Annotated in this window: 20 protein-coding genes and 4 tRNA genes; 12 read left to right on the top strand and 12 right to left on the bottom strand. The window is 43.3% G+C overall.

Annotated elements, in window-relative coordinates; translation table 11 throughout:
* From VNM22_04785 to VNM22_04765, 5 genes are all read right to left on the bottom strand, one after another.
* Nucleotides 1-140, bottom strand: a 140-nt coding sequence (locus VNM22_04785; protein HWP46456.1) for a GTP-binding protein, incomplete at its 3' end; no start/stop codon positions are given.
* Nucleotides 141-276: 136 nt separating this feature from the next.
* Nucleotides 277-349 (bottom strand) — tRNA-Thr (locus tag VNM22_04780).
* 18 nt (nucleotides 350-367) lie between these two features.
* Nucleotides 368-444, bottom strand: a tRNA-Gly gene (locus VNM22_04775).
* A 108-nt stretch (nucleotides 445-552) separates the two neighbouring features.
* Nucleotides 553-635 (bottom strand) — tRNA-Tyr (locus VNM22_04770).
* A 26-nt stretch (nucleotides 636-661) separates the two neighbouring features.
* Nucleotides 662-734 (bottom strand) — tRNA-Thr (locus tag VNM22_04765).
* Nucleotides 735-1,259: 525 nt separating this feature from the next.
* Between VNM22_04765 and VNM22_04760 the strand changes: the two genes are divergently transcribed.
* The 3 genes from VNM22_04760 (at nucleotide 1,260) to rpmE (ending at nucleotide 3,798) form a co-directional block, all read left to right on the top strand.
* A complete protein-coding gene (locus VNM22_04760) occupies nucleotides 1,260-1,700 on the top strand; it encodes a hypothetical protein (GenBank protein ID HWP46455.1) in 441 nt (146 codons plus the stop codon).
* A gap of 551 nt (nucleotides 1,701-2,251) precedes the next feature.
* Nucleotides 2,252-3,511, top strand: coding sequence for a transcription termination factor Rho (gene rho / locus VNM22_04755; protein ID HWP46454.1), 1,260 nt, complete (start codon nucleotides 2,252-2,254; stop codon nucleotides 3,509-3,511).
* A gap of 71 nt (nucleotides 3,512-3,582) precedes the next feature.
* Nucleotides 3,583-3,798, top strand: a complete 216-nt coding sequence (gene rpmE, locus VNM22_04750; protein HWP46453.1) for a 50S ribosomal protein L31 — start codon at nucleotides 3,583-3,585, stop codon at nucleotides 3,796-3,798.
* A 38-nt stretch (nucleotides 3,799-3,836) separates the two neighbouring features.
* Here the strand turns inward: rpmE and tatC are convergent, their stop codons facing one another.
* The 3 genes from tatC to gyrB all read right to left on the bottom strand — a co-directional run bounded on the left by tatC (nucleotide 3,837) and on the right by gyrB (nucleotide 9,825).
* The gene (tatC, locus tag VNM22_04745; GenBank protein HWP46452.1) at nucleotides 3,837-4,604 is read right to left on the bottom strand and encodes a twin-arginine translocase subunit TatC; all 768 of its coding nucleotides are present in this window, start codon (nucleotides 4,602-4,604) and stop codon (nucleotides 3,837-3,839) included.
* Nucleotides 4,605-4,902: 298 nt separating this feature from the next.
* The gene (gene gyrA, locus VNM22_04740) at nucleotides 4,903-7,410 is read right to left on the bottom strand and encodes a DNA gyrase subunit A (GenBank protein HWP46451.1); all 2,508 of its coding nucleotides are present in this window, start codon (nucleotides 7,408-7,410) and stop codon (nucleotides 4,903-4,905) included.
* 18 nt (nucleotides 7,411-7,428) lie between these two features.
* Nucleotides 7,429-9,825 carry a DNA topoisomerase (ATP-hydrolyzing) subunit B gene (gene gyrB / locus VNM22_04735; protein HWP46450.1) on the bottom strand — a complete coding sequence of 799 codons (2,397 nt, stop codon included), beginning with the start codon at nucleotides 9,823-9,825 and terminating at the stop codon, nucleotides 7,429-7,431.
* A gap of 507 nt (nucleotides 9,826-10,332) precedes the next feature.
* Here gyrB and VNM22_04730 point away from each other — a divergent pair.
* Nucleotides 10,333-11,082, top strand: coding sequence for a hypothetical protein (locus VNM22_04730; GenBank protein ID HWP46449.1), 750 nt, complete (start codon nucleotides 10,333-10,335; stop codon nucleotides 11,080-11,082).
* On the opposite strand, the gene VNM22_04725 is transcribed toward VNM22_04730, so the two are convergent.
* The 4 genes from VNM22_04725 to dnaA form a co-directional block, all read right to left on the bottom strand.
* Nucleotides 11,074-11,340, bottom strand: coding sequence for a hypothetical protein (locus VNM22_04725; protein ID HWP46448.1), 267 nt, complete (start codon nucleotides 11,338-11,340; stop codon nucleotides 11,074-11,076). The two genes, VNM22_04730 and VNM22_04725, sit on opposite strands and share 9 nt — an antisense overlap.
* Before the next feature lie 23 nt (nucleotides 11,341-11,363).
* Nucleotides 11,364-12,470: a DNA replication/repair protein RecF gene (recF, locus tag VNM22_04720; protein HWP46447.1), complete on the bottom strand. Its 1,107-nt coding sequence runs from the start codon at nucleotides 12,468-12,470 to the stop codon at nucleotides 11,364-11,366.
* Between the two features lie 57 nt (nucleotides 12,471-12,527).
* Nucleotides 12,528-13,673: a DNA polymerase III subunit beta gene (gene dnaN, locus VNM22_04715; GenBank protein HWP46446.1), complete on the bottom strand. Its 1,146-nt coding sequence runs from the start codon at nucleotides 13,671-13,673 to the stop codon at nucleotides 12,528-12,530.
* 241 nt (nucleotides 13,674-13,914) lie between these two features.
* Nucleotides 13,915-15,312, bottom strand: coding sequence for a chromosomal replication initiator protein DnaA (gene dnaA / locus VNM22_04710; protein ID HWP46445.1), 1,398 nt, complete (start codon nucleotides 15,310-15,312; stop codon nucleotides 13,915-13,917).
* Nucleotides 15,313-15,854: 542 nt separating this feature from the next.
* On the opposite strand from dnaA, the gene rpmH reads away from it, so the two are divergent.
* From rpmH to VNM22_04670, 8 genes are all read left to right on the top strand, one after another.
* Complete coding sequence (gene rpmH / locus VNM22_04705; protein HWP46444.1) at nucleotides 15,855-15,989, top strand: 50S ribosomal protein L34; 135 nt, start codon at nucleotides 15,855-15,857, stop codon at nucleotides 15,987-15,989.
* A gap of 12 nt (nucleotides 15,990-16,001) precedes the next feature.
* On the top strand, nucleotides 16,002-16,373 hold the full coding sequence (gene rnpA, locus VNM22_04700; protein HWP46443.1) for a ribonuclease P protein component: 372 nt from the start codon (nucleotides 16,002-16,004) through the stop codon (nucleotides 16,371-16,373).
* A gap of 63 nt (nucleotides 16,374-16,436) precedes the next feature.
* Nucleotides 16,437-16,646, top strand: coding sequence for a membrane protein insertion efficiency factor YidD (gene yidD, locus VNM22_04695; protein ID HWP46442.1), 210 nt, complete (start codon nucleotides 16,437-16,439; stop codon nucleotides 16,644-16,646).
* Between the two features lie 61 nt (nucleotides 16,647-16,707).
* Nucleotides 16,708-18,387, top strand: coding sequence for a membrane protein insertase YidC (gene yidC, locus VNM22_04690; protein HWP46441.1), 1,680 nt, complete (start codon nucleotides 16,708-16,710; stop codon nucleotides 18,385-18,387).
* A 70-nt stretch (nucleotides 18,388-18,457) separates the two neighbouring features.
* On the top strand, nucleotides 18,458-19,165 hold the full coding sequence (jag, locus tag VNM22_04685; protein HWP46440.1) for an RNA-binding cell elongation regulator Jag/EloR: 708 nt from the start codon (nucleotides 18,458-18,460) through the stop codon (nucleotides 19,163-19,165).
* A gap of 99 nt (nucleotides 19,166-19,264) precedes the next feature.
* Nucleotides 19,265-20,644, top strand: a complete 1,380-nt coding sequence (mnmE, locus tag VNM22_04680; protein ID HWP46439.1) for a tRNA uridine-5-carboxymethylaminomethyl(34) synthesis GTPase MnmE — start codon at nucleotides 19,265-19,267, stop codon at nucleotides 20,642-20,644.
* 138 nt (nucleotides 20,645-20,782) lie between these two features.
* The gene (gene mnmG / locus VNM22_04675; GenBank protein ID HWP46438.1) at nucleotides 20,783-22,858 is read left to right on the top strand and encodes a tRNA uridine-5-carboxymethylaminomethyl(34) synthesis enzyme MnmG; all 2,076 of its coding nucleotides are present in this window, start codon (nucleotides 20,783-20,785) and stop codon (nucleotides 22,856-22,858) included.
* Entirely contained in the window at nucleotides 22,812-23,249 is a 438-nt protein-coding gene (locus VNM22_04670; GenBank protein HWP46437.1) for a hypothetical protein, read from the top strand. The genes mnmG and VNM22_04670 overlap by 47 nt, the downstream gene beginning before the upstream one ends.
* The last annotated feature ends 787 nt before the right edge of the window (nucleotides 23,250-24,036 follow it).

Here is a 24,036-nt window from a genome sequence, read left to right as displayed (position 1 = left end):
TAGTTCTTCGCCTGGGCCAATCCCTGTAAGGCCAATACCTTGGTAATCGCACTGGTTAAGGTCGTCTTGCCGTGGTCTACGTGCCCAATGGTCCCTATATTCACGTGCGGCTTCGTCCGCTCAAATTTCGCTTTGCTCATCGCTATCCTAAAGGCGCAAAATATAAAACGTAAAACGTTAAGATAGTGTTTGGACTCATCTTACATTCTACGTGTTCCTGCGCATCCTTTATTCTGTATTAAAGGCTGTGATGATTATTCTTTCTTTAAGGTATAAAGCCCACGACCGGGATTGAACCGGTGACCTCTCCCTTACCAAGGGAGTGCTCTACCAACTGAGCTACATGGGCAGGCTTATAAGATAGATTTGGAGCGGGAAACGGGATTCGAACCCGCGACCCCCAGCTTGGAAGGCTGGCGCTCTAGCCAACTGAGCTATTCCCGCCCTGGTCCAAGAACCCAGAAACCAGGCTGACAAGGGAAATTTTTTAACTATCCGCAACTATCCGCTCTTAATTGCTCTTTACTTTGACTTCTGGGTTCTGAGGAGATATGGGGAGAGGAGGATTCGAACCTCCGAAGGATTACACCAGCAGATTTACAGTCTGCCCCCGTTGGCCGCTTGGGTATCTCCCCTTATATAAAACCAAGGGATGAAACAAAGCTGGCGAAGGGATTTGAACCCCCGACCCGCTGATTACAAATCAGCCGCTCTACCTGTTGAGCTACGCCAGCATACCACATCCTCTTTTAAAGTAAATAATTCTTTATTCTCTTAACTTTCTGGGCTTCGCTTATGCTTATAAAATTTCTCCTCATCTGGCATTTCAGATGAGTAAAGTGTACAGAGTATAGTACTACCTATCTGGATTTTCTTCAAGCCCTTATTAAAATTATTATGAAATTTGTGATTTTTCTCGATTAAGTCAGGTTTGAATAATTTGAAATAAATCTATTTACCCAGAATAGCTTCTTCTGTGTGTGAGCTTAGCTTTAGAAATTCTGGACTTCTTGTAGGTTCTTAATTTCAATTATGTATGAAATATAACTGCCCAGCTATAATAGTTACATTATTCTAGGCTATTTTGTCAAGGGAAAAATACCCTTCTCCATGATTAACTCAAATTTTGATTGACAGATGAACAACTTGCATCTACTTTTATTGATAAATATTCACAGGTAAGTAGAGACCAACGCCCGGCTAGAGAGACCTTTTCACTCCTTATTTTTTATCCGCAGATTAAAGAACAACTTACGTAAATGAACATAGATCAAGATCTTGTTCAGCTTCAGGAAGTTATTGATGAACTGGCTGCGGCCTGTGAGATTAAACCCTTTCAAATTAAGGACATTCCCTCCTTGATTAACAAATCCGGTGGTCTTTATCAATCGGCGATTTATAAGTATGCCCAGTTGATTTTAGATGGAAAATCGACCAAAGAGGAAGCCATTGAAGCGTTGAAAAGAACCATTACCGAAACGGAGAAGGAATTTTATGAGAAAGTAGATCTCCAAAGAAGTAGTAGATATTATGATAATATTCTTGCTGAATTTCGTTATAATTATAAATTATGTAATGGAGATTTTAAGAAAGCTGTCAGTTATACTGTTGAAATGATGGATTGTGCTGAAGAGGATGTCCATATGGCCATTGAAACCTCTGGTAGAGGACTTTTACGAAGTTATCAGGAGAAATCTTAAATATCTACCGGTTATTTTAAAATTTCTTGACAAATGTGTTACAAATTTTTATTTTAAAAAAGGAACTACAAGGACGATTAATCACTTCTAGGTATGCTTCAAAAACCCCGACCTTAATAAATATTTCTGAGAATGGTTCACTTCGGTCGAAAGTATCTCCAAAAATAAAGGGAATAAATTAGCTAGAAAATATTTTTTGGAAGGTGACTTCAGGAGATACAAGAAAAACAATACCCAAAGCAGTTAACATCACAACCTTTTTCTTTGAAAAAGCGGTTCTTGAATGAATAGTGAGAAGTCCGCTAGGTTTTGCCTCAAGTGATGTTTATTCTTCTCTCTCAGTTCGAAGCCTCTCCTTGCTAAACAGGAAAAGAAATCCCCAAAACAAGTAAGGATGGTAGGATTTGGTGTAGGTGAGGATTTGTGAGCACTAATTTTTGGGATTTAGTTCGAGCTTAATGCTGCTCTCCTCAACTAAACCCAAAAAGTCGAAAGGATAGTCAGGAGGTATATTCATGTCAGTTCAAGTTAAATCAAACAATCACAACACATTGAACATCGTTGATCTACAAAACAAAACTATGGCCGAGTTGAATGCCTTGGCCAAAGAGTTTAAAATTACCGGAATTAGTGGTTTACGAAAACAAGAACTCATCTTCAAAATCCTTCAAGCTCAAACAGAGCGGAATGGATTAATTTTCTCTGAAGGAGTCTTAGAGACGCTACCGGATGGATTTGGTTTTCTAAGAGCTCCCAATTATAACTATCTTCCCAGCCCGGATGATATCTATATTTCCCCCTCTCAGATTCGGAAATTTAATCTCCAGACCGGGGATACTGTAGCCGGTCAGGTTCGTCCTCCCAAGGATAATGAAAGGTATTTTGCTCTGCTAAAAGTAGAAGCTATCAACTTTGAAGACCCGGAACTTTCCAAGGATAAAATTTTATTTGATAACTTAACACCTCTATACCCCATTGAGCGATTAATCTTGGAACATGATCCTGCCGATCTTTCCACGCGGGTTATGGACCTTATTACTCCTATAGGAAAGGGTCAGAGGGGGCTGATCGTAGCTCCACCCAGAACGGGAAAAACCATGTTGTTGCAGGCTATTGCCAGAGCTCTGGCCATTAATCATCCAGAGGTTATTCTCATTGTACTTCTCATCGACGAACGACCTGAAGAAGTCACAGATATGCAGCGTTCTGTGGATGGGGAAGTGATCAGTTCAACCTTTGATGAACCTGCTCAACGCCATGTCCAGGTAGCTGAAATGGTCATCCAAAAAGCCAAACGTCTGGTAGAGCATAAGCGAGATGTGGTGATTTTATTAGATAGCATAACCCGACTGGCCCGGGCTTATAATACGGTAACCCCACCCAGTGGCAAAGTATTAACCGGAGGATTGGATGCCAACGCTCTCCAGAAACCTAAACGATTTTTTGGTGCAGCCAGAAACATCGAAGAAGGAGGAAGCTTAACGATTATTGCTACGGCCCTTATTGATACCGGAAGCAGAATGGATGATGTTATTTTCGAGGAATTTAAAGGAACCGGAAATATGGAGCTTCATCTGGATAGGAAATTAGTGGAGAAACGGGTGTTTCCGGCCATTGATATTAATAAATCCGGAACCCGGAAAGATGAGCTTCTCTTAGATCCCAATGATTTGAATAAGATTTGGATCCTTCATAAGGTTCTCCATTCCCTCAATGTCGTGGAAGCTATGGAACTCCTTCTGGAAAAGCTGAAAGCTACTAAAACCAATCGAGACTTTTTAGATTTAATGATGACAAGTACCAGTAAATAATTTTGCTCGTTGCTTGTTGCCTGTTGTCTGTTAGAAATAACAAACAACCAACAATGGACGATTCACCAGCCATGAAAAAGAATATTCACCCTAAATATGTTCCTGCCACCATCGTCTGCGCCTGTGGTAATGTGATTGAAACGCGCTCAACCAAGGAAAACATCCACGTGGAAATCTGCTCTAATTGCCATCCTTATTATACCGGAAAACAAAAACTGGTAGACACAGCAGGTCGTGTGGAGAGATTCCAAAAGAAATACGGTAAAGAGGCAAAGACTAAAGGTTAGTTGATGAAGGATGAAAAGTAAAATTCATCCTTCATCCTTCATAACTCATCCTTTCTCTTACTTCTTTCAAAAAAGATAGCAATCAGAAGAGATATTTCATATAAAAACCACAAAGGTAGAGCCATTAAAAACTGCGAAAAGACATCGGGTCCCGGGGTTAGTACGGCGGCAATAATGAAAATACCCAGGATAACGTATTTTCTATTTTTCCTAAGGAATGCCGAAGTTACCAGTCCTAACTTAACAAAAAGGACGATAAGAACCGGGAATTCAAAGACAAAACCGAAAGCCAGCAGGAGCATTCCCACAAAAGAGACATAGTTGGCTACAGAGATCATCGGTGTTACCAGATCCCCTCCAAATTTTAATAGAAACTTTAAACCAATCGGGAGAGCAAGTTCATAGGCGAAGACTGCTCCTAAAGCAAAACAAAAGGTGGTAAAAATAACAAAGGGAAGGGCTAATCTTTTTTCACTGGGATATAAACCAGGTGCAACGAAAGCCCAGAGTTGATAAAGGATCATGGGTACGGATAAAATGAGGGCTCCAAAAAAAGAGAGTTTTAGATAAACCATAAAACTCTCGGTAGGAGAAATCATTATAAGCTTCTGCCCCAGGGGCCTTTGAAGAAATAGAAGGAGCCTTTCAGAGTTGGGATATACAACAGCGAAACAAATCCCCAAACTCAGACAAATCCAGATGAGACGCATCCTTAATTCCGCCAGGTGGGCCGTAAACGGCATCTTTTTTTCGTCTATCTCATGAGACTGGATATCTTTCAAAACTTCTTTATCAATCCCTTCCATTTTCACCTCCGATAAAAAATTTTCATTATTTAAGTCTGGATAGTTTGTCTTTACCCATTCCCCATGAAAAGGTTGTCTGAAGAGATCCGATGATCATCCCAGGGAGCCATCCTTTAGCAGGTAGGTTATATAGGGATGACCCTTACGGGTCATGTTATGGTTCCACCAAAAAATACAAGGACGCGGGGTTTACGGCATAGGATCCCCGGACTATTCCCTGCATCTCTCTATCATATTCCCCCATCCCTGCGTTTTAGAGAGTCGTATTTTCATCCTCGGTCTCCTGGCGGAGTTGCATCTAGGATTGTGCAGGTTCCTCTTCAGAAGAAGGAAGTTGATCTTTTTCTACCACCCTGGCAATAGCCACCACTTTATCCTCCCCTTCCAGGGATTGTAGGGTTACACCCTGGGTATTCCGACCGACGACCCGGATGTTGCTTACACTTAACCGGATAATCTTACCGGATTGAGTAATCATTACCACTTCGTCATCTTGGGCTACCTGTAAAATTCCTACTACGTCCCCTGTTTTAGGAGTACATTTCATATTAATGATACCTCTTCCTCCTCTTCCCTGGACGCGATATTCAGAAACTTCCGTTCGTTTTCCACATCCCTTCTCCGATACAACCAGCATGGTAAAACCATCCTTTACAATCTCCATCCCAACCACGGCATCTCCTTCATCCAGATTAATACCGATGACCCCACGGGCCACTCTTCCTACAGTCCGTACTTCCCGTTCGTTAAAACGGATGGCGATTCCCTTCTTAGTGCCTAGAAAAATATCCTGATTTCCGTCGGTCAATCTTACGGCGACCAGTTCATCGCCCTCGTCGATTATCAAAGCGATGATTCCGGCTGCTCGGGGATTACTGTAAGCAGAAAGAGGGGTTTTTTTAATAATTCCTTTCTTGGTAACCTGAATGACATATCTATCCTCTCTAAATTCCTTTACGGCAAGGATCGTTGCGACCTTCTCATCAGAAGCCATCTGGATCATATTAACAATTGCCTTCCCCTTAGCCTGTCGTCCGGCTTCCGGGATTTCATGAACTTTCAACCAGTATACTTTACCCTTATCGGAAAACACCAGGATATTGTCATGGGTAGAGGCAATAAATAAATGTTCGACCAGGTCTTCTTCTTTGGCTACAATTCCGACGACACCTTTCCCCCGGCGTTTCTGACTACGATAAAGGGTTAAAGGGCTTCGTTTGATATACCCATCCCGGGTAATAAGAACCACCATGTCTTCCTCGGCGATCATATCTTCCAGGTCGATCTCGGCTTCTTCTTCTATAATCTCTGTCCGTCGGTCATCTCCATAAGCTTCTTTGAGCTCCTTGAGCTCCTTTTTGATCACGCTCATGACCAAAGCCGGGCTTCCCAGGATTGCCCGGAGTCTTTCAATTTCCTTAATCACTTCTTCGTATTCCTCATTAATCTTCTTTCGCTCAAGCCCGGTGAGTCTTTGGAGCCGCATCTCCAGAATGGCTCCGGCCTGTGTTTCAGTAAGCTGGAATCTATTTATAAGGCTATTTTTAGCATCTTCCACAGTCCGGGAAGATCGAATCAGGGTGATAACGGCATCCAGATGATCCAGAGCAATTCTGAGGCCCTCCAGGATATGAGCCCTCTCTTCAGCTTTCTCCAGCTCGTATCGGGTGCGACGAAGGATGACTTCTCGCCGATGCTCGATGAAGGCTTCCAGAATCTCTTTGAGATTCAAGATACGGGGTTGATTATTAACCAGAGCCAGCATAATCACCCCAAAGGTAATTTGCATCTGGGTATGCTTAAACAGCTGGTTTAAAATCACCGCAGCGACCTCACCCCGTTTTAACTCAACGACCACCCGAACCCCATTCCGGTCGGATTCATCCCGGATGTCGGAGATTCCATCGATTTTTTTTAATCGAACGAGTTCAGCGATTTTTTCGATGAGTTTGGCTTTATTCACCTGATAAGGAATCTCGGTAATGATGATATTTTCTTTACCCGTTCTTTCCCGCTCAATATAAGCTTTAGCCCTTACCTGGATTTTACCTCGCCCCGTAGCGTAAGCTTCATAAATCCCTTTTCGTCCATAGATAACGCCGCCGGTAGGAAAATCAGGGCCTTGAATGATTTTACACAATTCTTCCACATCCAGGTCCGGGTTTTCAATGAGGGCTGTGAGTGCGTCGATGGTTTCGGTTAGATTATGAGGGGGAATATTGGTAGCCATACCTACGGCAATTCCAGAAGAGCCGTTAACGATCAGATTAGGAAGTTTGGAGGGAATAAGGGCCGGTTCGGTGAGAGACTCATCATAGTTTGGGTTAAAATCCACCGTGTTTTTATCGATATCTGCCAGCATCTCTTCGGTGATTTTCGCCAGACGGCACTCTGTGTATCTCATAGCTGCCGGGGGGTCTCCATCCAGGCTACCGAAATTCCCCTGCCCATCCACCAAAGGGTATCGCATGGAGAAGTCCTGGGCCATTCGAACTATGGCTTCATAGATAGGAGCATCCCCATGGGGGTGGTATTTTCCCATTACCTCACCGACGACCCGGGCCGATTTCTTGTAAGGCCGGTTCCAGTGGAGTCCCATTTCATACATGGTATAGAGAATGCGCCGGTGAACCGGCTTAAGCCCATCTCGAACATCCGGCAAAGCCCGGCTGATGATGACGCTCATGGCATAATCCAGATAAGAGGTTCGCATCTCCTCTTTGATGCTGATGGGTACGGTCTGAGCTTGAAGGGCCATGTTTTCTGGGAGGTTATGGGGTTGTGGGGTTGTGAGACACCACCTCACCCCCTCATCGCCTCACCGTTAAATATCTAAATTTTTGACTTCTGAAGCGTATTTCTCAATAAATTGCCGTCGAGGCTCTACCTGATCCCCCATGAGGATGGTAAAGATTTCATCGGCTTCCACTACGTCTTCGATGGTAACCTGGAGCAGGCTTCTGGCCTCTGGATTCATGGTTGTCTCCCACAATTGTTCTGGATTCATTTCTCCTAATCCTTTATATCTCTGAACATTAAGGCCTTTCTTACCGGCTTCCAGAATGGTATTGATGATTTCATAAATGGTATGGACTTCCTTCAAGGTATCGTCTATTTCGATTCGGTAAGGGGGAAAACCAATACGTTCAAAAATGGCTGCATGCTTTTGAAGGACTTTATACTCAGGAGAAGTGAGAAGTTGATAATCGAGATCAAACTCTCCTTCCCCTTCAGAAAGGGTAATTCGAATCTTATAGCAATTATGTTCCTCATCTGGAATCGTCTGGTATTCAAAGAGCTCCTGAGAAGGGAAAAGCTTTTGATAGTTATCCAAAATAACCTCCATCTCTTGCCGTATCTGATCCAAGTTTGATAAAATCAACGAAGTGAAGTTAGGATTTAGGGCTATGGCTTTCATAACCCCCCGGTCCCTTTGATGTCGTTCGAACAGGTCCAAAACATTTCGGAACTCCATAAGGCGCTGTACACAAGATTCCAAAGTTTTGCCGGTCATCATGGTATAATTGACGATGAGCTTAGCCCGGTGAGCCCCTTGATGGATTAAATACTGATTCATCGCCTGTTCATCCTTAACATACCATTCCTGCTTATCCTTCTTGACTTTAAATAAAGGAGGCTGTGCGATATACAGATAACCCTTTTCGATGATTTGAGGCATTTGACGGAAGAAGAAGGTGAGCAGTAGGGTACGGATATGGGAGCCATCGACATCGGCATCGCACATGAGAATAATTTTATGGTACCTGACCTTGTTTACATCAAAATCTTCAGCCCCTATACCTGCCCCTATGGCTGTAATAATTGTCTGGATTTCCTCACTTTCCAGCATTTTATCGAATCGGGCTTTTTCCACGTTTAAAATTTTTCCTTTGATGGGAAGGATTGCCTGAAATCTCCGATCCCTCCCTTGCTTTGCCGAGCCACCGGCACTATCACCCTCCACGATAAACAACTCGCTATGGGCCGGATCCCTCTCTGAGCAATCTGCCAGTTTTCCCGGCAGAGAACCCCCCTCCAGAGCCGTTTTTCTTCGGGTCAGCTCTTTGGCTTTTCTGGCTGCCTCCCTGGCCCGGGCAGCTCCAATAGCTTTCTCTACAATAGCACGGGCAATGGAAGGATTCTCCTCGAAAAAGTATCCGAGATTTTCATTAACAATGGCTTCTACAATGCCTTTAACATCGCTATTACCCAGTTTTGTTTTGGTCTGACCTTCAAACTGAGGATTGGGGATCTTGACACTGATAACCGCAGTCAGCCCTTCCCGAACATCTTCCCCTGTCAGGGTTGTATTGAGATTTTTTAATAGTCCCTGAGCCGTCGCATAATTATTAATTGTTCGGGTCAGCGCACTTCGAAAACCGCTGAGGTGGGTACCCCCTTCATGGGTATTGATATTGTTTGCAAAGGAAAAAACGGTTTCCGTATAACCATCGTTATATTGTAGCGCAATCTCGGTATGAACCCCTTCCCGGACTTTTTCAAAATAAATAGGTTCTTTATGCAAGACATTTTTGTTTTTGTTTAGATGGGTCACAAACGAGCTGATTCCTCCTTCATAATGAAACGTATTCCGCTGATCAGCCCGTTGATCCTCAATGGAAATCGTAAGACCTTTGTTGAGGAAGGAAAGCTCACGGAGCCTGTTAGAAAGAATATCAAAATTAAACTCGATGGTCTCAAAGATTTCTTCATCAGGAAGGAAGGTAATCTTGGTTCCTGTACCTGTTGATCGTCCGATGATTTTTAAATCAGTAATCGGTTTACCACGCCGGTAACTCTGGGCATAAACATGTCCATCTCGCTTGATCTCAACTTCCAGCCAACTCGATAAAGCATTTACAACCGAAACGCCAACTCCATGCAAACCCCCGGAAACCTTGTAGGTCTCATGGTCAAATTTTCCACCCGAGTGGAGTACCGTCAGAACCACCTCTACAGCCGGTCGCCCAGTTTCATGCATGTTCACGGGAATACCACGACCATCATCGATCACCGTGATACTGTTATCCATGTGAATAATCACTTCGATGTTCTTGCAATAACCGGCAAGGGCTTCATCAACGGAATTATCTACTACTTCATAAACCAGATGATGCAACCCATTAATTCCGGTATCCCCAATATACATGGCCGGACGCATCCGAACCGCCTCTAATCCCTCTAATACTTTAATGCTGGAAGCATCGTAAATCTCACTCATGTAATTAACCTTCTTCGCTAGATAATCCGTTAGGAGTTATGGCCCCTCAATTCCCACAAGCCATAACCTTGGAATTCACTAACTTGAGTCTTCAAACTTCTACCTGATATAAATTCTTATCCTCAGAATACGTTTATTTTAATTTTTCGTCTACTTTCACCTTTTCTTTGCTTATTATGACAAACTTATTTGGGCTTGTCAAGCGTTAAGTGCAGTTTTGTATCCGTATCCATTTTAGTAGGTGGAAAAAGAAACACCCCCCTGGCCCCCCTCCAGGGGAGACTTCAGCAGCGGCCACCCCACGTCAATCCCCCTGGAGGGGGGCCAGGGGGGTGTTCAGACAGAAAAAGGTGACCCCTACTAAATGGTTACAGTTACCATCAAATCTGCATTACGAGAATTTACACCTGGAAACAAACTTTGCAAAACTATTGAAGAAGAAGGATTAGGGAAGTAAATTTTTAACAACATGGTAAGATTCTTAAATTCCAAACAGAGGGTGGAACTGTGAGTGATACACTCATACTCATCAACCGAGAGGCTTTGCTAACCGAGTTACGTCAAACCTTTGATGAACGGACTGCAAATGTTCTCCTGAGTGTACTAGACAAGGTAGCCCTACAGATATATCAGGCCGGGGTAACACGAGAGGATTTTCGAGAACTGAAGCAGATTGTAACGGAGTTGGCAGAAGCCCAACATAGAGTCGAAGAACAGATCTCAGAACTGGCCGAAGCCCAACGTCGCAGTGAAGAAAGACTCAGTGGGGTTGAGGAACGGGTCAGCAGATTGGAGTCGGCCGTGGAAAGACTGGAGTTGGCTGTAGAACGGCTGGTTATTGCTGTTGATGCCCTCCATAAACAGGTTGGTGGATTGAGTGAAACGGTGGGTGGAGATATCGAGGATATAGCCTATATTGTCCTACACGAGGTGTTGAAACGTGAATTTGGCTGGCAAGTAAATGTGCTGGAGCGATCCTGGCAAACATGGAATGGCGAGCCAGAGGAGGTAAATATATTTGGAACCGCTACCGACCCGGTAAGACCAGACAGGAAGATCTGGATAGTTGGAGAGGCAAAACATAACCTGACTTTAAGGGAGGTAGAAAGGTTCATTGAACAGGTAAGACGTGCACGAAATCATCTGGTAGGCGAGATATTCCCTGTATGCTTTTGCTACCGGGCCCGACCTGAAGTACAGCAAGCTATACGAAATGCCGGTATTCGGCTGGTTTTTTCATACGGGAAGTTAGTGTGAGGGAAGCGCTGGGGGTTCTTGTAAGCCAAGGTTATCTATTAATCCTCTTCTACAGCGCTGTCGAAGGGTTCGGCTATGAACATTAGACCAGTAAACAACATTGGAATCCGTTAATATAAATGACTTAACCTGATCGAGGGTTAATCCGTTATCGACCACTTTGGCTTCTTCCAAAAAGGTTCGAAATGCCGGGCTCTTTTTATAAAGCTCTGAGTTAAAGATTCCAACAATCCGGTGGGTCCAGATGTAGATATTCATCCCGATATGCAGGTACATAGCACTTAGGGAGAGAGTTCAAAAGATGTGCAGGAACTCATGTTTTCCAAGTAGGGAAGCTTTACGGTGGAGCTTAGAAAGACCTGAAAATTATTTTTTAAATACTCCAGGAGCCTTTCGTTTCGAGAAGGATCCAACTCCGAGGTTACATCGTCCAGGATAAGAGCCGGATATTCCCCGTGATGATGGACATAAACTTCCGAAGATGCCAGCTTGAGGGCAAGAACGGCGGTGCGCTGTTGGCCCTGGGAACCGAAGGCATGGATAGGACGTCCATTCAGGAAAATTTCCATATCGTCGCGATGGGGGCCTACCAGGGAGGCCTGATAACGTAACTCTTTTTCCTCCATCTTTTGTAGGACCGTCTGATATAACCCCTGGATTCCGTCCAGATTTAATTCCAAAAAGTCCTTTCCCAGAGTTGATTTATATATTATTTGGATATCCTCATGATCGGACAACCAGTGCTTATAAACTCTTTGGAGAGCTTCCTGGAGTTTTTTGAGATACTCCCGCCGGGCATAGATAATTCGACTCCCTACCCTCTGCATCTGCTCATTTAAAACCTGTAAGATCTCTAAATCCGATTTCCCCGAGCTCTGTTCGAGGCTCTCATGCTTGAGAAGAGCATTTTTTTGTTTAAGGATCTGATTGTAATCTGATAGATCTGCCCAGTAGGTGGGAGACAGTTGAAAGATTCCTTTATCCATAAAACTGCGACGTTCGGACGGAGGGCCCTTGACGATGCCTAGATCATCTGGGGAGAAAGTAACGGTGGGAAATAAGCTTAAGTAATCTTTGGGTGAAGATCTTTTTCCCTGAACCAGAGCCATTCGTCTATTAGATTCTAACAGGACGGTTAAAGATTTCTGAATACCCTCCTGCGTGGTCACCTCTCCCGATATGCTGGCAGAGACTGCCTCCCATTGAATCAGCTCGGAGATCCCTGAAGTTCTAAAAGACCTGAGGTTGGATAAAATATGGATACCTTCCAGCAGATTGGTTTTACCTGCGGCATTGGGTCCATATATCAGGTTGATGCCGTTGATAAATTCCATCTCCAGAAAACTAAAGCTACGGAAATGGATCAACTTAAGGTTTTTAAGATACAAAACAGAAATCCAAAATCCAAAGTCTCAAGGCAGGCGACCCTAGACTTTAGACCCCGGTTAAACCCGCATGGGCATGATTACACACTGGAAGTCTTTTTCTTCTGGAGAGGTAAATAAGCCCGGACTAAGGGGATCGTTAAACTCCATATGGAGAGTTTCACCCTCTATGACCGAGAGAAACTCGCTGATGTATTTTGCATTAAAGCCAATAACGACCTCATCTCCGCTGTATTCTACAGATAATTCTTCTCTGGCTTCTCCCAATTCAGGATCGAAGGAAGTTAAGTGTAATAATCCCGGGCTGATGGTAAACTTGATCAGCCGAGATTTTTCATTAGAAAGAAGGGAAACCCTTCGAACCGCTCTGTGAAAGGCTTCTTTATTCATACTGATATGATAAAGGGAAGTTCTAGGGATAACCTGTTTATAATCTGGAAATTGCGCATCAATAAGACGCGAAATAAGGGTTGTGTTTTCTTTGGAGAAAATAATTTGATTATTTCCAAATCCGATATTTAGTACAGGTACATGGCGCTGTGCCTCTGCCCCCTCCTGCTTCCCTGTAGATGGGGAGGAATCACAAAGTTTTTTAACCTCCATGACGGTCTTAAAGGGTATAATCACTTCAAAATTTTTTAGGGCCGAATCTTTTGGGATTTCCTTTGTGATGACGGCCAGTCTATGACCATCTGTAGAAACCATGGATAATCTGTCATTATCTGTATGGAATAATGAACCAGTCAGAGCATTTCGATTGGGATCATGGGAGATTGCAAAGGAGGTTTTGGTAATCATCTCCCGAAGTATTGGACTTTCCAGATCAAAGGATTCATCGCTTTTTACAGAGGGAAGTTCGGGAAATTCGATTTTGGGAAGTCCTGCAAGACGGAAAGTAGAGTTCTGACATTTTAGTACGACCCAGTGATTTTCTTGCGTACTCAGATGAACGGAACTTTCAGGAAGTTCTTTCAAGATTTCAAAAAGTTTTTGGGCAGATAATGTGATACTCCCCGGTTTGGTAATGGAAGCTGGCAAGAGAGTTTCTATACTAATTTCACGATCTGTGGCCGTTAAAGAGAGCATGGTATTCTTTGTCTCCAACAGGACATGGGAGAGTATAGGGGAAGTACTTTTTCTTTCGACAACGCTCTGAACCTGTTGAATTCCTTCTAAAAAGGTTTTTCGTTCGATGTGGATTTCCATAACAGATCTTCTCCTGTTTAAGTTTTACAAATCCTTATAGAATTAATTTAGTAGAATTTATAAAGTCTGTGCAAAACCCTGGATTGTTTCCAGATTCCTTGAAAATTTAAATGGTTATTCCTGCAGGGAACCTGTGAGTACCCTGTGAATGGTTTCTGGGTTATTAACATGTTAGGTTTCTTAATAAGAGTTCCGGACGGTAAATCACCAGCCTTATTCACATAACTTATCCACCAACCCCTCATGCGGTTACAAGCCCTTTTAATTTCTCTATAACTTGTTTAAAATTTGGATCCTTAGCTATTTTTTCTTTAATTTTTTGACAGGCATGGATCACAGTTGTGTGATCTTTACCTCCGAAATTTTTACCTATCTCGGGCAATGAGGACCTGGTCAACTCTTTAGAGAGATACATGGCTACCTGCCGAGGAAAGGCAATAGCTCTGGCCCTTGACTGGGATTTCATCTCTTGAGAGCTTACATTATAATAATCGGATACTACTTTTTGAATTAAGTCAATGTTTATATTTTTTTCCTTGGGACTTAGAAGATCCTTCAAGACCTGTTGAGCAAGCTCCAGGGTAATTTCTTGTCCAGTCAAAGAAGAATAAGCGGCAACTTTGATTAGAGAGCCTTCTAACTCCCGAATATTTGATTTTATTTTGCTGGCGATAAATAGGGCTACGTCATCGGGTAATCCCACCTTTTCCAACTCGGCTTTCTTTTTGAGAATAGCTATTTTTGTTTCCAGATCTGGAGGTTGTATATCTGCAATGAGACCCCACTCAAATCGAGATCTTAACCGTTCTTCAAGGGTTGGTATTTGTTTCGGGGGACAATCACTGGAAATAACGATCTGTTTTCGAGCATCATATAAGGCATTAAAAGTATGGAAAAATTCCTCCTGGGTCCGTTCTTTACCTGCAATAAATTGAATATCATCGATGAGAAGTAAATCAATGTTACGATATTTCCTTCGGAATTCAGGCATGGCATCATATCGAATGGCATGGATCAACTCATTCATGAAGCGTTCGGAGGATGCATAGAAGAGTCTAATCGAGCGCAGCGTTTTTCTGACGGCATGTCCGATCGCATGCATAAGGTGAGTTTTACCGAGTCCTACCCCCCCATAGATAAAAAGTGGATTATAGGCTGTGGATAACTGTTCAGCAACGGCTCTGGATGCTGCATGGGCAAACTGGTTACTCGTGCCTACTACATAAGTTTCAAAGGTATATCGAGGATTCAAGTTAGGTTCTTCAGTGTCCAGAAGAAATGGAGAGGGCTTTTTCCACGGATTTCGAACCGGGGTCATCTTACGAGGACGTTGTCTTGGATAGTAAACCCGTTGAATAGGTAATTCCAATTGAGTCGGCTTTTCTTCTACTTTTGCTTTAAAGGTATCATCTACCACGAAATGGATTTCAGGCATCTTATCCACAAAGGTTCTTAATACTCTGGTTATAGACTCCAGGTAGTGCTCCCTAAGCCAGCTTACAAAGTGTTCATCGGGTACAACCACCTGGAGTTCCTGGTTGTTAAAAGACCTCAGTCGGGTAGGCTTAAACCACATCTCAAAGCTGGATGGGTTGATCTGATTTTGTAGCTCTCTAAGAACCTTTTCCCATATATCCATGGCTCTTATGCGGTTCTTGAAATCCTTTTCCTTCTTCTAATAGGAACTAAATTTTGAACAGACCGGGGAATCTTTTCTGGTTACTCCTGCCACCGAGAAAAATTTGATAGGAATCTTGACAAAACTCTCCACAGATTGCTCTCTAAAAAAGAGAAAAAAGTTACACACAGGTTTATCCACATTTGTGGATAACTTAATAAGTGTAAACTATATAATAAGTTAACATACATTAAATCGGGTAAAATATTAAAACCCTTTCAAAAGCATAACTGTATGTTAATGAAGTAGTATCAACGTGCTTATAGAGTTTTATAGAACACAATTTCAAAAAGTTTTCAAGTATTTTTTTTAACCAGGATATGTCAACAGGTATAATTTACTTCTTGACAGAATGGATAAAAGTCAATTATACTGTGTGTGCAATCCTGAGTTTGATAACCTGCTTTAAGTGATAAAGAAGAGGAGAAAAATTAAGCTTTAAGGGATAAGAATTTTGAGTAATAAACCGGAAAATTAAATCAAAATGAGATAGGAGGTAAACTTTGAAGCGGACGTATCAACCTAAGAATCGAAAGCGGCAAAGGACGCATGGATTTTTAAAAAGAATGCGTACCAAATCTGGAAGAAATGTGCTTAAACGTCGACGGGCCAAAGGTAGAAAAAGGCTTACGGTTTGATCCTTTTATCTGATGTGTTCACAAACCCTTAAGAAGTTTGAAAAGATTACAGAGGGTAACCGTTTTAAGTTCCTTTATTCAAGGGGGAAAAAGTTAGTTTTACCTTCTTTAATAGTGTATATCTATGTTGATTCTCGAGTTCCAGGACGGCGATTAGGGGTTACGGTCAGTAAAAAGATGGGAAAATCCGTAGTCCGAAACCGAGCTAAGAGATTATTAAGAGAGCTATTTAGAAAAAATAAATTCCTGTTTCCCGAACATGCAGAGGTAGTCATGGTAGCCCGGCATGGTTTAGTTGAAAAAAGTTATTCAGAGTTAGAAAAAGAGCTACACGACGGACTTCAATCCCTTGAAATTAGTAGTGATCAAAATATAAATAAGTAGATCTTTAAATTCACACCCTCCTTTTGATGATTTCTTCAAGGTCTTCATATCAGATGGGAATCTATGAAGTTTGTTTTAGTCAGTATTATAAAAGGTTATCAACTATTTATATCACCTCTTCTCCCCCCCTCGTGTCGATTTTTTCCTTCCTGCTCGGACTATAGTATCGAAGCTATAAAGAAGTATGGTCCTTTAAAAGGAAGTTGGCTGACACTTAAAAGGATTTTCCGATGCAATCCTATGTGGGAAGGTGGGTATGATCCGGTTGATTAAACATTGAACCCTTCAAAGGTTTTGGACCCTCTGAAAGGTTGTTATTTATAAAAAAGAAGAAATGGAAAAACGTGCTTTATTAGCTGTTATTTTATCTTTACTTGTCTTAGTTTTGTGGCAGAAATTTTATATAACTCCCCGTCAGGAAGCCTGGAAGCGGCAGCAAAGGATACAACAAGAGATGGTAAAACCTTCGCCGGTTCCGGAGAGTTCAGGTCAGCAAGAAACTGCTTCTTCCCTTTCTCAGCAGGCCATGCAATCTCAAGTGATATCTCAACCTGCCAACCCGGAGGCTCAAGAGGTTCTTGTTGAAAGCAAACTTATGAAGGTTCTTCTGACTACCGAAGGAGCTCGCATAAAAAGCTGGCAAATCCTCAACCATAAAAATTCAGAAGGGAATCCGGTAGAATTGATTCCAGAACTTTCAAGGAAGGTAAACCGTTATCCCCTGGAGGTGTTGACGGGGGATATGTCCCTTAATAACGAATTAAATTTTGGACTTTTTACAGCTTCAAAACCCGTACTCCGATTAACCGAAGCCAACAAAGTGGATTCTATAGAATTCACTTACAAGAATGAGAACGGGATCTCTTTTACGAAAAAATTGACTTTTTATCAAGATAATTACCAGGTTGATGTAGAACTGACTCTCCATCACCCTCGTTTAGAGACCGGCGCTTTATTTCTAACCTGGGGTCCCGGACTTGGAAATTTATTGGATGATCAGACAACTTACAGTAATCAGATTGTATCCTCTGTACGAGGCCAGCTCTTAAAGCAGCCTGTGGATAAATTAAAAGGGGTTGTACAGGCTGAAGATGTAAACTGGGCTGCGATAGATCGAAAGTATTTTGCAGCGGCCCTGCTCCCGGCTTCTTCTATTAACACCGTTGCCGTGGAACTTCTCCCGTCAGATACCGAGGAGAAAAAGGCTATTTCTGTGGACCATGTGATCCTCAAAGTTGGTCAGACAGGCCTTGAGGGCGTAAGGTATCGTATTTACGCAGGCCCTAAAGAGCATGATAAACTCAGTGCCCTTAAAGTAGGTTTGGAGCAACTGATTGACTATGGATATTATCTGGGGTGGTTAGTCAAAGGGATGGTTTTGTTCATGCACGTCGTCTATACCTATACCCATAGTTATGGGCTTGCCATCATATCCCTCACCGTTCTCGTTAAATTAATTTTTTATCCTTTAACCTATGCCAGCTTTAAGTCCATGAAGAGCATGCAGTCCCTGCAGCCTAAAGTGCTGGAGATTCGGGAAAAGTATCGAAAAGATCCTAAAGTTATGAACCAAAAGCTGATGGAACTTTACAAAAAGGAGGGGGTTAATCCCATGGGGGGTTGTCTGCCCATGTTGCTCCAGATTCCTGTATTTTTTGCCTTATATCAGGCTCTGCTGGTCTCCATCGAGTTAAGAGGAGCTTCTTTTCTTTGGATCCCGGATCTCTCAGCTCCGGAACCCTATGCCATCAAAATTCTTGTCTTGCTTATGGGGGTCAGCATGTTTATCCAACAATCCATGACGCCAACTACAGGAGACCCCAAACAAGCCCAGATGTTTAAGTTTATGCCAGTTATCTTTACGGCCATGTTCTGGAATTTCCCATCTGGATTGGTTCTATATTGGCTTGTCAATAATGTATTAAGTATCGGTCAGCAATACCTCATCAACCGGGGAGATGCCACTGGAAAAAAAGCTGTATCTGACAAAAAAAGGAAAGTTAATAAAGGATAACCCTAAGCATCTCCAAGCCTAAGAAGAGGCTACAAACTTTAAGTTGAGAATACAAAGGAGGAGAATTAGGATGAGAACCTTTGAGGAAGAAGGAAAAACGGTAGAGGAAGCTATCAACAGTGCCCTTGTTAAACTTCAGGTACGTCGAGAAGAAGTAGATATTCAGGTGTTAGAGGAAGGAAGTAAAGGTTTTTTTGGGCTCATCGGAGGTAAACCAGCCAAAGTTAAAATAACAGTAAAAGAACTCGTAGAAAAACCTGAATCCAAAGAGGTCCCTGGAAATGGAAAAACAGAACTCGACCATCAAATTATCAAAGTCAAAGAAATACTGGATGGGCTTCTGACTAAAATGGGTTTAAGCGCCGTTATTGACATGAAAACCAAGAATGAAGAAATTATTTTTAACATCAAGTGTGAGGATGATAAACTCCTGATAGGGAAAAAGGGTAAGACCCTGGATGCTCTCCAGTATCTTGTTGATCTGATGATCCATAAACACCTGGGGGATAAACTAGAGGTTACCCTGGATACTTCCAACTACAGGCTCCAGCGACGGCAGACCCTTAGAAACCTGGCTTTGAAACTCTCTCGTAAGGTTAAGAATACAGGAAAACCCATTGTGGTGGCTCCTTTAAGTCCCCATGATAGAAAAATTATCCATATGACGCTCAAAGATGATCCGGCTATTCGAACTTTAAGCCGTGGAAACGGATTTTTTCGAAAGATTGTTATATCCAAGAATAATCAAAATAATCATCGAAAAAATCTAGAGCCTTAATTGAAGGTAGAATCTGGGAGTTTGAGGGTTATGGGTGCAGAAGGGATCCCTTTCCCCGGCTCCTGGACCCTCAGACTTTCATCCCTTTCTTGATTATCCGTGTTTTTCCAGGAGGATACCATTGCTGCCATTTCAACTCCGTTGGGAGAAGGCGGAATAGGAGTTATTCGCATAAGCGGCAAGGCTGCTATCGCCATTGCAGATGCGCTCTTTGTGTCTCCTTCTAAAGGTAAAAAACTCAAAGATCTTCCCTCCCATACCGTTCACTACGGACATATTTACGATCCAGGAACCCAGGAACCTGTGGATGAAGTGCTGGTAACCTTGATGCGAGCCCCCAAATCCTATACGCGAGAGGATGTAGTGGAGATTAGCAGTCATGGGGGTTTTATCTCCTTGAAACGAATCCTGGATCTGGTTCTCAAGGGCGGAGCGAGATTGGCAGAGCCGGGGGAATTCACAAAAAGAGCTTTTCTGAACGGACGTATAGATCTATCCCAGGCCGAGGCAGTCATCGATATTATTCAATCCAGAACCGAGTTAAGCCACAAGGTGGCCGTACGACAGTTGGAAGGACGGTTATCCCAAAAGGTTCGTGCTATTCGAGATACCCTGAAACACCTGACGGCCCTGGTTGAAGCGTCGATTGATTTCTCTGAAGAAGATATTGAGGTGATTTCCCCTGAAGCATTGGATTCTGGAATCGGCGAGGCCCTTGAATCCATTGATTTTCTCATCGAGACGGCAGAGGAAGGTCAGATCCTCCGAGAAGGTCTATCTCTGGTTATTGTGGGTAAACCCAATGTCGGAAAATCGAGCTTGTTGAATGTACTTCTGGAAGAAGAAAGGGCTATCGTAACCCCCATTCCGGGAACAACCCGGGATGTCATCGAAGAATCGTTAAATCTCAAGGGGGTTCCCGTGAGACTGCTGGATACAGCCGGAATCCGAAATACCGAAGATCCTGTGGAAGTCCAGGGTGTACTACGAAGCAAAAATTTGTTAGAAAAAGCAGATCTGGTTCTTTGGGTTCTCGATAGTTCCAGTCCCCTGACTCAGGAAGACCGGGACATTTTGGAGCTGGTTAAAGAGAAAAAGGTTTTAGGAGTTTTGAATAAAATCGATCTTCCCTCTAAAATTGGAGAAGAAGCCGGTCAGCTATTGGCCGGAATTCCCTGGGTTAAGATTTCAGCTAAAGAAAAAAGCGGAATTGAAACATTGAAAGACCTGATTTTTGAGATGGTCGTGAAAACTCCGGTGGAAAGTGTCTGGGTCACCAACATTCGTCATAAAAACGCTTTGATCAAAGCTCAGCAGAGTCTGTTGAAAGCCCGGGAATCTATAGCACAAAGAATGTCTGGTGAATTCATTGCCGTGGATCTTCGAGCTGCTCTAGATAGTTTAGGGGAGATTATAGGGGAGACTACGACCGAAGATATTTTGACGGAAATCTTCTCCACTTTTTGTATCGGGAAGTAATATGGCTTCACTCCGAAGACACAAAGGTAATAGAGGAAAGTATGGGAGGGTAGAGAGAGCTCCCAGGCCCTATAGTTCCACACCCCTATACTTTCATACTTCTTTCCCCTTTGGGTCTTTGGGATGGAATAATTACCTATGTTTTACGATAAAGCCTACGATGTGATCGTGATAGGAGCCGGTCATGCCGGTTGTGAGGCCGCACTGGCTGCAGCCCGAATGGGTTGCGAGACCTTGGTGCTGACCATCAATCTGGACACCATTGCCCTGATGCCCTGTAATCCTTCCATCGGTGGAACTGCTAAAGCCCATCTGGTCCGTGAAATTGATGCCCTCGGCGGTGAAATGGCCAAGAATATTGATAAAACCGGCATTCAATTCCGTCTTCTGAATACCAGTAAAGGTCCTGCCGTTTGGGCTTCCCGTGCCCAGGCTGATAAACAGCAATATCGGCTGGAAATGAAATGGGTTTTAGAGAATCAGGAAGGACTGGATATCAAACAGGCTTCTGTGGAAAAACTTCTGGTGGAAAACGGAAAAGTTATTGGGGTTGAGACCAATCTCGGAATGGCTTATCGGGCCAAGGCCGTTGTAATCACCACGGGGACTTTTCTCAACGGATTAGTCCATGTGGGCATGAAAAATCACGCAGCGGGGCGGGCCGGCGAGGCCCCCTCCATAGGGCTTTCAGCCTGTCTCAGGAAGTTGGGATTTGAAATGGGTCGGCTCAAAACCGGTACCAATCCTCGTCTGGATGCCAAAACCATCGATTTCTCGGTTCTGGAAATTCAACCCGGCGATGAGGATCCGCGACCGTTTTCCTTCTCGACGGAGAAGATTACCCAACCCCAAATCCCCTGTTATTTGGGATATACCAACCCAGAGACCCATCAGATCATCCGAAACAATCTTTCAAAGTCAGCCATGTACGGGGGAGCTATTAAAGGCACCGGGGTACGCTATTGTCCTTCCATTGAGGATAAGATCGTTAAATTTCCCGATAAAACCCGGCATCAAATTTTCCTGGAGCCTGAAGGACGAACAACTCGGGAAATTTACACCAACGGAGTATCTACCAGTCTTCCCCTGGAAGTTCAGATCCAGTTCATTCGAACCATCCGAGGATTGGAAAAAGCCGAAATCATGCGCCCCGGCTACGCCATCGAATATGATTTTGTTTTCCCAACCCAGCTTAAACCGACCCTGGAGACCAAACTGGTCGAAGGTCTTTTTCTGGCCGGTCAAATTAACGGAACTACAGGATATGAGGAAGCAGCGGCTCAGGGATTAATTGGAGGGATCAATGCTGCTTTGAAGGTTCAGGGTCGGGCACCTTTCATTTTAGACCGATCTGAAGCTCATATCGGGGTTTTGATCGATGACTTGGTCACCAAAGGGGTTACGGAACCCTATCGGATGTTTACCTCCCGTTCCGAATACCGACTCCTGCTCCGACAGGATAATGCCGATCTGCGACTCATGGATAAAGGTTATCAACTGGGATTGATCTCCAAGGAACAATACGCCCGATTTCAAGAAAAGAAACGAATCATGGCCGAGGAAATCGCCCGGCTTGAAAAGACCTGGGTTAAACCCAGTGTGGTTGTAAATACCGTGCTGGAGCGCCGCGGAACCAATCCTATCTCGGAACCTGCCCCTTTGATTCAAATTTTAAAACGTCCTGGAATTACTTATGCCGATATCCGGGAAATCGATCCGGAATCTCCTGGCTTACCTCGTGAAGTGGCCGAACAGCTCGAGTTGCAGGTCAAATATGAGGGATATATCCAGCGGCAGAATGAACAGGTCGAACGGTTCAAAAAATTGGAAAGTCGTTCAATCCCCGAGGATTTTGACTATGATACCATCCCCGGCTTATCCACCGAGGTTCGGCAAAAACTCAAACAGATCCGGCCTATTTCCATCGGTCAGGCTGCCCGGATATCGGGAGTTACCCCAGCAGCTATTTCCATCTTGCTGGTTTGGTTGGATCGGTTATCTGGGAACCGTCAAGGCGGCAGTCTGACTAGAGGTATAAAAAAAATCTACACTAAGGTAAAAGGGGATGAGCAAAAAAATGATTTCGCTTATTGGCAAACCCAATCTTATCAAACTCGCCTGGCCACCCTAGAGCAAATCCGGCAAGAGTATCATCGTTGGAAATATCATGCTGAACCCAGACTTCAAAGAGTTTATACAATCGTTAAACGATAACGAAGTGCGTTATCTGATTGTGGGGGGATATGCCCTTGCAGTTCATGGATACCCCCGTTACACCAGAGATTTAGACGTATGGCTTGAATTGAGCCCGGAAAATGCGGCTAAGGTGGTTAAAGCCTTAGCTCAATTTGGTTTTGGTTCGTTAGGTTTGCAGGTAGAGGACTTTCTTGATCCCAACCATATCATTCAATTAGGGTATCCTCCCAATCGGATAGACCTGTTACTCGGGTTGAAAGGTGTGGATTTTGAAAGTTGTTACGCCTCAAAGGTTCAGGTTAAAATTGATGAAGTAACTGTAAATTTTATTGATCTGGAAAACCTCAAGAAGAATAAAAAAGCGACCGGTCGTCTGCGAGATTTGGCGGATTTAGAGAATTTAGAATAGAAGATCCTGTTTCATGTTTTTCAGTGAATGAAAAGGGGTTTATAGGGTAATATGCATTGAGTCTCTAATAAAGCCATAGCAGATCTCGATGCCATGCCCGATGATGGCAACAACTGCGTTTTTATCCGCCACGAATGACGTCACGAGATTGCTTCTGGAGACCATCTAACAGGTGCACCAGATCTGATCATTGAAATTCTCTCTCCAGGAGCAGGAAATGAACAACGAAACTGTCTTGCAAAACGGCAGCTTTATGGTAAGTATGGGATCTTGGATTAATGGGATAGCTGACCCCCAGAATTGGTCCGTTGCAGCCTACCGTATTCTTTCATCCTCATGGAAGCCCTCCAACAGAAGATCTTCCTTATCTTATTCCTCTTTTGTCTCTTTTTCAGAAAAAGAATTCTCCTTAAGAGAGACAAATTAATTTATTGGTATTTATAGATTTAATCAAACAGAAAAGATTTTTGTCTCTGACCCGGAAACAAAGCGAACCAGCTTGGCTTTTCAACCACTTTAAAAAAGTCCGTCTATAAGGCTTTTCGAAAGAGAAAACCTTTTCCTCATTGATAAGGTATAAAAATTGCCTTTAGAAAGGTTCAATGGAAAGAAACCTCAAGGGATCTGGCATTCATCCAGGAATCTACTCTTTTTGCCAGGGTAATGAGCCATCGGAAAGGATAGGTCTAAAGCCGTTCACCCTGGACTGGACCCACCAGATACTTATTCAGACCGGTCAGGAAACAGATATCAAGTATCCTCCCCCGGCAGGCTCACAGGCAATAGA

This window comes from Candidatus Limnocylindrales bacterium (genome assembly GCA_035559535.1).
Classification (GTDB): Bacteria; Moduliflexota; Moduliflexia; order Moduliflexales; family JAUQPW01; genus JAUQPW01.
Note: the sequence above shows the minus strand (reverse complement) of the source record. Positions and strands in the feature narration are given on the sequence as shown.

Bases quoted from the DNA above. Each gene is read 5' to 3' on its own strand.
- VNM22_04760 (HWP46455.1), top strand. From the start codon at position 1,260: ATGAACATAGATCAAGATCTTGTTCAGCTTCAGGAAGTTATTGATGAA.
- rpmE (HWP46453.1), top strand. From the start codon at position 3,583: ATGAAAAAGAATATTCACCCTAAATATGTTCCTGCCACCATCGTCTGC.
- tatC (HWP46452.1), bottom strand. From the start codon at position 4,604: ATGGAAGGGATTGATAAAGAAGTTTTGAAAGATATCCAGTCTCATGAG.
- gyrB (HWP46450.1), bottom strand. From the start codon at position 9,825: ATGAGTGAGATTTACGATGCTTCCAGCATTAAAGTATTAGAGGGATTA.
- VNM22_04725 (HWP46448.1), bottom strand. From the start codon at position 11,340: ATGAATATCTACATCTGGACCCACCGGATTGTTGGAATCTTTAACTCA.
- dnaN (HWP46446.1), bottom strand. From the start codon at position 13,673: ATGGAAATCCACATCGAACGAAAAACCTTTTTAGAAGGAATTCAACAG.
- dnaA (HWP46445.1), bottom strand. From the start codon at position 15,312: ATGGATATATGGGAAAAGGTTCTTAGAGAGCTACAAAATCAGATCAAC.
- rnpA (HWP46443.1), top strand. From the start codon at position 16,002: ATGTGTTCACAAACCCTTAAGAAGTTTGAAAAGATTACAGAGGGTAAC.
- yidD (HWP46442.1), top strand. From the start codon at position 16,437: ATGAAGTTTGTTTTAGTCAGTATTATAAAAGGTTATCAACTATTTATA.
- yidC (HWP46441.1), top strand. From the start codon at position 16,708: ATGGAAAAACGTGCTTTATTAGCTGTTATTTTATCTTTACTTGTCTTA.
- jag (HWP46440.1), top strand. From the start codon at position 18,458: ATGAGAACCTTTGAGGAAGAAGGAAAAACGGTAGAGGAAGCTATCAAC.
- mnmG (HWP46438.1), top strand. From the start codon at position 20,783: ATGTTTTACGATAAAGCCTACGATGTGATCGTGATAGGAGCCGGTCAT.
- VNM22_04670 (HWP46437.1), top strand. From the start codon at position 22,812: ATGCTGAACCCAGACTTCAAAGAGTTTATACAATCGTTAAACGATAAC.